Annotated in this window: 3 protein-coding genes and 1 tRNA gene; all 4 read right to left on the bottom strand. The window is 46.7% G+C overall.

Annotated features, from left to right (window positions below; all coding sequences use genetic code 11):
* Positions 1–16 precede the first annotated feature (16 nt).
* The 4 genes from hmuR to F452_RS0103505 all read right to left on the bottom strand — a co-directional run bounded on the left by hmuR (position 17) and on the right by F452_RS0103505 (position 5,703).
* On the bottom strand, positions 17–1,957 hold the full coding sequence (gene hmuR / locus F452_RS0103490; RefSeq protein WP_018964856.1) for a TonB-dependent outer-membrane receptor HmuR: 1,941 nt from the start codon (positions 1,955–1,957) through the stop codon (positions 17–19).
* A gap of 14 nt (positions 1,958–1,971) precedes the next feature.
* Complete coding sequence (hmuY, locus tag F452_RS0103495) at positions 1,972–2,622, bottom strand: hemophore-like protein HmuY (protein WP_018964857.1); 651 nt, start codon at positions 2,620–2,622, stop codon at positions 1,972–1,974.
* 334 nt (positions 2,623–2,956) lie between these two features.
* Positions 2,957–5,482, bottom strand: coding sequence for a C10 family peptidase (locus F452_RS0103500; protein ID WP_235317490.1), 2,526 nt, complete (start codon positions 5,480–5,482; stop codon positions 2,957–2,959).
* A 147-nt stretch (positions 5,483–5,629) separates the two neighbouring features.
* Positions 5,630–5,703: transfer RNA gene (locus F452_RS0103505), tRNA-Arg, on the bottom strand.
* Positions 5,704–6,546 lie beyond the last annotated feature (843 nt).

Genomic DNA, 6,546 nt, shown 5'->3' on the forward strand with positions numbered 1-6,546 from the left:
TTGCAAATAAGTCGTATTAGAAAGTGATCCGAACCAACCCGTATATGATACGCCCGGGTGATGTCGGGGAATTGAATGCCAATGCTTTGGGTTTATAATCGAACAGGTTCTCCGCACCGATATGGAGCGTATAGTTCCGATAGAAATGATTCTCTATATCCAAACGACAGATGGTGTAACCCGGATACGTTATTTCCTCAAACAACTCGTCGGAGTTCATGCGCCCTGTTTTCAGATCGGAAAGGAAGCGCGCGGAGAAGTTGGAGGCAAGTCTGTAATTCTTCGAGAAATTGTGTCCGTAAGAGAGAGTGGCAGTAGCTGCATGAGGGCGAGTGTTTGAGAGTTTCATCTCAGTTCCGGCCTTATCGGTCGCCTTCCATCGATCATAAGTGTAGGAATACGAAGCTCGAAAACCAAAGCCGTAAGGCAATACTACGTTGGCTTGTCCTTCAAAGCCGAATATTCTCATTTCTTTCGATACGTTGGTGTAGATCAAATCTGTGCCTTTGTAGGTGAAATCGATCCGATTGCGAACATGGTTGAAGAAGACGTTCCCCATCAGTGTAAGCTTATTCCAGTGAGCTTCTGCCGAGTATGAGAGCATGCGGCTCTTCTCCGGTTTCAAATTCGGATTGCCGTAAATAAAGAAGGCACCATGATTGAAGAAAAAGTACATTTCCTGCAAAGAAGGGGCACGATACCCTTCCGCATAAGACAAGCGATTGGTGACATGGCTGTACTTGTACATGGCAGACAGGCGCGATGTATAGTGCAAGCCGAATCCGGAGTGCTTGTCCAAGCGTCCTCCATAGCTCAATACGAGTTTGGGGGTTACTTTATATATGTACTGTCCGTATAGGATTTTGTTGTTCACAGACTTTTCCCCCGGGTTGCTCGGAGAGGAAAGACGGGGCGATGCTACATTATCATGGATATACTCCAAACCCACATTGAAAAAGTGGACTTCAGCAAGATTGAGATTGTATTGTGCTCGCAAATGGTGCATATCCTCATCGAAAATGGGGAGTTTCTTTTGGTTCTCAGTTTTGATCAGACAGGTATCACGGCTGTATTTGTCGTAGTGATAAGAAATGTCCAGATCCGAAGTCTCGCTGATACGCCAGTTGGCACCGGCTTTGACATCGTAGGAGTTGTACAGAAAGTCGATCTTATCCGTCCAGTGCTGCTTACGCAGATTCACCAGTCCGGCAAGGTTGAAGGATAAGTTTTCTTTCGGAGTGATTGTAAACTTCTGATTTATATTCCATGTCGTATTGCCTGCGACATTCAGTTCCTGCTCGAACTGATCGGCCAAAATATAGCTTTTGTCCGCTCTATATTGTACACCGGTTTGACTGGAGAAGATCCCACGTTTCACCCCTGCCGCTACATCGTATTTCTGTCCGTCGCGACTATCGTATCGAGCCGAAGCAGATACGCGAAAAGGATCCTTGGCTGTACGGGTGATGATATTGATAACACCTCCGATAGCATTGGATCCGTACAACGCAGAGGAAGCTCCGCGGAGCACCTCGATTCGCTCGATGTCGTCCGGATTGATTCGTTCGAAATCTATCCCACTGGTAGATCCTGTCGAAATCAATTCGCCATCGACGAGGAAGAGAATAGAGCTTTCGTCAAAGCCCTGAGCATTGAGCTGATCTCTGGAACCATGCTTGGTAAATTCGATCCCGGGAAGGATATACTGCAGTACGTCAATAAAAGAAGAAGGGGCGATAGCTTTTATATCTTTAGCCTTGAACACCTTTGTGGGGACAGGCACATCTTTAAGCAGACGGACTGTACGGCTACCGGTTACAACCACATCGTCAAGAGCGATGTTGCGGCATACGGTGGTATCTATGGGTTGGGCCGGAGGGTTGGCCGCATGGGAGTATATACTTATACTAAAGAAAAGCAGGCCGATGAGGGCCTGCTTTGTTACTACACTTTTCATATTTCCCTCTTAACTTATTTAACGGGGTACGTATAAGTGAAAGTGATGACTCCTTTTTTCAGTTCTGCATCCTGATAGTCAGTGAACTGCACCTTGGCAACATTTCCATCAGCACCACGAACGAAGAAAACTTTTTTGCTCAGCTTGTAAGTGGGACCGGCAGGGCCGTGAGAGAATTCCAACCAGCCACCAGAAGCAAATCCTTGCACATTCTTCTTACCGCTAATCACTTCACTGAAGCCCTGATCTTCATGCTCCATCACATGGCCATCAGGTCCCATCGAATACTTGACTGTAATACGACCAAGAACGTCTACCATATAACCTTCTGCAGGAACGGTAGTGACCTGATCCATCTCTGTCACACCGGAGAATACGGCACCACCTTTTCCCTTGCCACTTTCACCACAATTGAGACGAACGTCATATCGGTGGAGGGCCATGTCCCAATTCAAATCGTTCTTATAGTCGGCAACATTAACGACTTCACCCTTAGAGAAAGAGAAATACTGCCACGTTTCGTATTTCGAAGCATCGATAGTTACGGTTTTGGTTACTGCTTCGGGCGTGGAGGGTTGGTTCGGCTCATCTTTCTTTTTTCCACAAGAAGTGAGAGAGACAATCAAAGGCAATGCACAGAGTGCGGAGAAAATGATTTTTTTCATAATTATCTGATCTTACGTTATTAGGTTCTATCCGGCTGCAAAGTTGAGACGTTCACAAAAAACGAACAATCCCAACTTGTAGGTATTTGAAGTCGGATTTATACTAAATAAACGGTATTGGGAATACTGGAGTTGCACAAGAAAAAGCCTTCGTGATATAATATCGCCATCGGCGAAGAAGCGGAAATGCTATTGAGGATCCCATCAGTATGAAGCAAACCGAACTCTTTATCTCCTTTCTTTGGTGTATCCTAACAAACGATGCAAGGGCAATGCCTGAGGGGATCTCCCTTCCGGTATTGCCCTTGTCGGTTATTGCTGCTGACAGACTAAATCAGCGAATGAAGAGCTTCCCGACCATGTCTTCTACCACAACGATATAGGTACCCTTCGGGAGATGTCCGATGTCGAGGCGCATATCGGCAGATTCGATCTTCGTGGAGAGCTGCATTCGCCCTTGAATATCGAACATGCGAAGTGTGCTTCCTGCATATGTAGGAGGAATGGCTACATGGACATAATCACGAGCAGGATTGGGATAGAGTACTATAGTAGAAGCGTCCTTGCCTGCAATGTCCGAAGAGGATAGGTCCGTAACGAGACGAATACGATAGTAATAGTCCCCAAACAAATCGATCGGATCCCAAAATCCCTGCTCTCTGATGACAATGTAATAGATACCATCGGGAAAGAGATCGGCATTTGTATAGAGAGAAGAGGCCGCAGTCAGTTCCGGAGACAATACTTGGGTTTCTCCTTTGGCAAGACTCATGTGTTCTTTTTTCGCTTGGAAGAAAGCTTCCGAATGAGCCTTTATAGCCACTATTTCGATTTCTCCGGAGAAAGTAGCACCACCTTCATTCGTGATGCTGAAAGTCGGCAATGTCTCGGGATTGGCCCGATGAACTGTGAGAAGATCGATCTGTGGATTGGAGGCCACCAGCAACGATGAATGGGTACTCGTATTCTCTGCTACTTCTATGGAAGCCAGCTCGATCCATGAGGCATCTTCCATAAGCGATTCCATATCACCTGTACAGACAAGCATGTATTGTCCTGCACGAGCTTTGAGTCCCGTTATTGTCAGCGAAACTTTTTCGCCGTCTTCATCTCCCGGGAGCAATTCGACTAAACGTCTGCCAAGGAAATAGAGCCGTCCCTCTGTATTGCGGAGGGCAAAGGTGACGCGACTGCGAAATTCTTCCGTACCCGGGTTGTAGACTGTGGCACCGAGCTTACAGTCGGAGTAGGCTTTCAGGTTGTGCGAAAGAGAACCGTCTTTGAGAACGATCCTGGCATCGGCAACGGAGTAAGCTACATCTCCGGCAGGCATAGTCACTTCTATCTTATTGGCAAGCCCCATAAGTATATGCTTGAGTTCTTTCCAATCCGCCATACCATCTGTTCGATAGAGTATGGAGATGATATTTTTCCCCTCGGCAAATCGACTGCGTGGTATGGTTATGTTGCCTGTGCTTTCTCCGATAATGTCTTCCCAGATGATGGGGACGGTGACGGCTGAGTTGATCGTTTCCGTTCCATCGGGAAGCGTCAAGCGGTAAGCCAATTTTACATCCCCGGCATAAGTGGAATAGTTCTTGATTTCCACATTCAGCTCAAGTGCTTCTTCGGACATCTTGTGTTGCAACCCATAGAGCGTGATGGTCGGATCCGGTACGATGCCGGGATCGCCATCATTGGCAGGCTCTATTCCTATGATAACCTCTTGGTCAGTGGAGTAGCCACCATTGCCTGCACCTGTCCCAAGCGAACCCGGATTGAGTAGGTTGAGGTAGAAATTACCGTTGCTCATACCGCCCCATCCCCAGTTGAAGTGGAACGTTCCGTCCGGTTCGTATCCATCGCAGACGAAAGCATGTCCCATCGATCCGTCTGCACCGGCATAATACACAGGCCTGTTTTCTGCCAGTTCCTTACGGATGATAGCTTTCCACTCCAGACTCGGAGTGTTGAAACGATAGACGTAGCGAAGCGATTTCTTGTAATGAAAATTCTCACGCAAAGCACGCTCGACGAACAGAGAATAGGTGCCACTGCCGAAACTTGCAAATTGCATATTGACTGAAAAACTTACATCGCGCATGAAAGTACTCAGTGCTTTGACCTCTTCGGGGCTGACATCAACGGAAACGCTACCGGGCATGTTGCTCCAGTCGTAAGTATCGCCGAATGTGCCGGAGTAGTGGGTATGCGTCCCCGTCATATCATCGTAGTAGTCATATCCTCCGGAAGCCTTCTCCGGCCACTTGTAATGACGCATGATTTGTCCCATCGCGGTGGCGACACAACCGGTATAAGCCTGTTGTCCCGAAGGGAGTAGGGGATGCAAGGTATTAAATGGATAGCTCTGATCCCACAAGATCGGATCCGATTCATGTTCACCCGTTTCCAAAATAGGGGTAACAGATGATGGCAGGTCCCGTGTGGGCTTGGCTTCACGGATAGGATCTATCGGATCAGCCTTGCCGTCCATTACGGCAAGCATTTCACGTTCATAACCTTTGAGCCATCCCCTGAGGTTGTCCGGCATACGGGCAGCATCGAAATGCCCTTTGAAGGCATATCCTATTACTTCGGGAAAACGGTCGTCTGCTGAGACGAGGACAAAGCCGTCTTTTTCTCCTCGATTGAAGATGAAAAATAAAGCCTCCCCTCTTTCAGCAGCCTTATATACGAAATCCATTCGGATACTTGGAGCCGATGAAGAGGCTGTGTATTGCCGTTTGGCAAAAAAGTTCTTGGCCGTTTGTTCGGCTTTGGATCGCGTCACCGGTCCTGCTTGCAGCATGGGGACGCACAGAAGTAATAGCCCTAAGGCCAGGAAAAAACGTTTCATCATTGTGTTGTGTTTCTTGTTCGATGCAGCAACGACAAAGCTATGACAGGCTATTGTCCTCTTTTTAAGTCGCGCTAAGATAAGGAAGAATCTCTATTGCCCGATCACAGAAAGAAAAAGGGATGCTTATCGCATCCCTTTTTCTTTCTGTGATCAGGCTGGGATTCGAACCCAGGACCGATAGCTTAGAAGGCTATTGCTCTATCCAGCTGAGCTACCTGACCATCTTTATTCCGGTGCAAAGGTAATCTTTTTTATCGGACTTTTTGGCTTTATGCGAATCTGTAATCAGTTGCTCACACACCTGCAGCCAAGAGCAAGCATACCGGCCGTTGGCGGGAGAAAAAAGATTTGGCTAATTTTGTCTTCCCGAAAAGCATTGCTCCGAACCGTGAATTTCCCCTGTATTGGAGGCGAGCAATAAATTGAAAAAGAGACTATTATACAGTATGCCACACATCGAAAAACTACCGTCTACGCCCCATCACCTGACATCAAACCCGAATAGGCTCCTATTCGGATACCTCGGTACAGCGACAGCCCTCGATCCGATCCGAGATCGCAGAGCGGAATCGTGCAGCTACATTGAATCACATGCAAAAGGATAGCATCTTGGCATAGGCCCCACCACATACATATCCAGACTGCACCCGTCGGAGTTCTCCGTAGAACTCGGCGGGTGCTTCTTTTATTCCGACTTCGGAAAAGGCTTTTTGGGGTCTGCGATTTATATATAAATCACTTACGATCTATATATTTATTGAAAACGATTTATATATAAAACAGAAACGATTTATATACAAATTGAAAACGCTTTATATACAGATTGTTGTCCGGCTTGTTTTAATTCGTATTTTAGTCCGTGAAAGTCCATTTCCTCGCTACTTTTGCCTCGTTTTTCTTTTCTCCGCAGATGCTTATTTGGAATCATTCCAAACTCATCTTCGTTGTTGAAAACTTTTTTGGTGCATGATTTTTGAGTAGATTATTATTTTCAGGGTTTTGTGCTTTCCATTTTTTCGCTGGGAATAGCTTTCAGATTTAGTAATTTTGTTGCAACGCACAGC

Origin of the sequence: Porphyromonas gulae DSM 15663 (assembly GCF_000378065.1) — a bacterium.
Lineage (GTDB): Bacteria > Bacteroidota > Bacteroidia > Bacteroidales > Porphyromonadaceae > Porphyromonas > Porphyromonas gulae.

What these genes read in the sequence shown, in the direction of transcription:
- hmuR (WP_018964856.1), bottom strand. Translation starts at nt 1,957, where the DNA reads ATGAAAAGTGTAGTAACAAAGCAGGCCCTCATCGGCCTGCTTTTCTTT.
- hmuY (WP_018964857.1), bottom strand. Translation starts at nt 2,622, where the DNA reads ATGAAAAAAATCATTTTCTCCGCACTCTGTGCATTGCCTTTGATTGTC.
- F452_RS0103500 (WP_235317490.1), bottom strand. Translation starts at nt 5,482, where the DNA reads ATGATGAAACGTTTTTTCCTGGCCTTAGGGCTATTACTTCTGTGCGTC.